At 36.3% G+C, this 1,961-nt stretch carries 2 protein-coding genes; one reads left to right on the forward strand and one right to left on the reverse strand.

Translation table 11 applies throughout. The annotated features are described in order from the left end of the window. Positions 1-927 (forward strand): transposase (locus tag BXY64_RS00015; RefSeq protein WP_170150538.1); only part of this gene is annotated, 927 nt, incomplete at its 5' end. Between the two features lie 135 nt (positions 928-1,062). Here the strand turns inward: BXY64_RS00015 and BXY64_RS00020 are convergent. Further along, positions 1,063-1,683 carry a toxin-antitoxin system YwqK family antitoxin gene (locus BXY64_RS00020; protein WP_120237963.1) on the reverse strand — a complete coding sequence of 207 codons (621 nt, stop codon included), beginning with the start codon at positions 1,681-1,683 and terminating at the stop codon, positions 1,063-1,065. Between the last annotated feature and the right edge of the window lie 278 nt (positions 1,684-1,961).

Here is a 1,961-nt window from a genome sequence, read left to right on the forward strand (position 1 = left end):
CTGCAAGGGATAAAAAGTCGCAACCGTAACTGGCAGAAAAATCAGGATCAACGTCCGGGAGCTGCTAACAAAGGCGCCAAGTACACCAGTAACAAAACCCATTACAGCCCTACCGATCCCGATGCCAGAATCAGTGTAAAACCCGGTAAGGCCAGAAAGCTAAATTATCTGAACAATATCAGTGTTGATACAGCCAATCATGTAATAACAGATGTGAAAGCTTATCATGCCGATAAAAAAGACAATCAATACTTGCAGGATGCCACCAAGCGCTTAAAACACAGACTAAAAAAGCAAGGCTTGTTGTGGATAACTCTTTTGGCTGATGCTGGTTACAGTAGCGGAGAAAACTATGCATTTCTTGAAAAGGAAAACATTACCAGCTACATTCCACCACATGGAACTTACAAGGGAGGTCCCGAAGGGTTTACATTCTGTAAGGAAGATAATTACTGGCTTTGTCCCGAGGGAAAGAAAGTTACTTTTCGAAAGCGGAAAATGGTGACAAATTCTCTTCAGGATCATTACTTAACCAAACGAAGCGATTGTAAAAACTGCCCTGACAAGAAAAAATGCCTTGGTAAAAGCCATGAAAAACGCATTGCAATAACCGTTTACGTTGAGCAGTATAAACGCAATAATAAAAGAGTGCAGAGCAAGTTCGGCAAGTACATGAAAGGCAAACGGCAATCTACAGTCGAGCCAGTTTTCGGAACATTAACTCAGTTTATGGGGCTTCGAAAAATCAACACCATTGGAATTGCCCAGGCTAATAAAGTGATGCACATGTCTGCTACGGCCTACAACCTTAAAAAACTAATGAAATTCATGAGCAAAACAGCTGAAACAATGACCAGACAGGCCATTGTTTTATTTTCTTCTTTGAGAAGTTATCTTGACTCTCTTGAGCTTGTTTTAAGGCCTTAAAAATTTAAAACACAAACAAAACCAACTGTAAAAACAAAGCCTTAAAAGCTTGCAAATTCGCATACTCTTAAGGCTTTGTTCTTATTTTTTACAAATATTACTTGATTGTGCAACGGTTACTTTTGTTGTGTGTAGTTATTGTTCAAATTTCTTCAGTTTATGATATTCATTTTCATCGAATAACGTTCCATCTTCTGAATACTTTTTCCAAACTCCAATTTCCTTACCATCCTTATGTTGTCCCTCAATATTAAGATTCCCATTTTCATAATATTGTTTAAAGCTTCCAGTTGCAATGTTATTTGTAATTCCATGTATAATTCGCAGACTACCATTTGAATAAAAGGCTTTATAAATACCATTGGGCTTGCCATTCTTATATTCTGTTTCACTAGCAACAATTCCTGTTTCATAATAGGTTGTGACTTTACCTACAATTTCACCATTGTCATGCTTGGCACTTCGTTTTAAGGCTCCTGATTGGTAATAGGTGAAATGATCCCCATGTATTTTGCCTTTTTTAAAATTCCCATTTAAGCCGATTTTATCGTTGGAATAAAAAGCTTTAAATTCTCCATCATAAATACCATTCTTGTAATTAGCAAGGATAAATTCAAAGTCAGAATTGGGATAAGTCTCCTTCCAAACACCTTGTTTCAATCCATTTGAGTCAAGCTTATTTAATGTGTCAGTTTGGCAATGACCAATCAAAATATTTAATGATTGGAGTAATATTATTAATAGTAGCTTCTTCATTTCTTTCTAATTACACACAACGGTCTTGCTAAGTTTTCGTGGGCGATTAAAACAGTTGTCTTATCAAACCGCGCGGAAGCAAGCCGCATATATTTGTTTATATTTTTTTGCAAACCAAATCTAGGTGGCTTGCTGGTGTTTATTAACTAAACTAAACTTTCGTACTGCTTATCAGCGCCCATAAAATTTAGCTTTTGTGCCTGTTGCACAACTCTTGATAACTTGTTCATAAATCTAACAATAAAAACTTTACTTAGCAATAATAATGGCTTAACTTG

The organism is Marinifilum flexuosum, assembly GCF_003610555.1.
In the GTDB taxonomy this organism is placed as follows: domain Bacteria; phylum Bacteroidota; class Bacteroidia; order Bacteroidales; family Marinifilaceae; genus Marinifilum; species Marinifilum flexuosum.

Excerpts from the sequence above, each read along its gene's own strand:
- BXY64_RS00020 (WP_120237963.1), bottom strand. The coding sequence starts at position 1,683 with ATGAAGAAGCTACTATTAATAATATTACTCCAATCATTAAATATTTTG.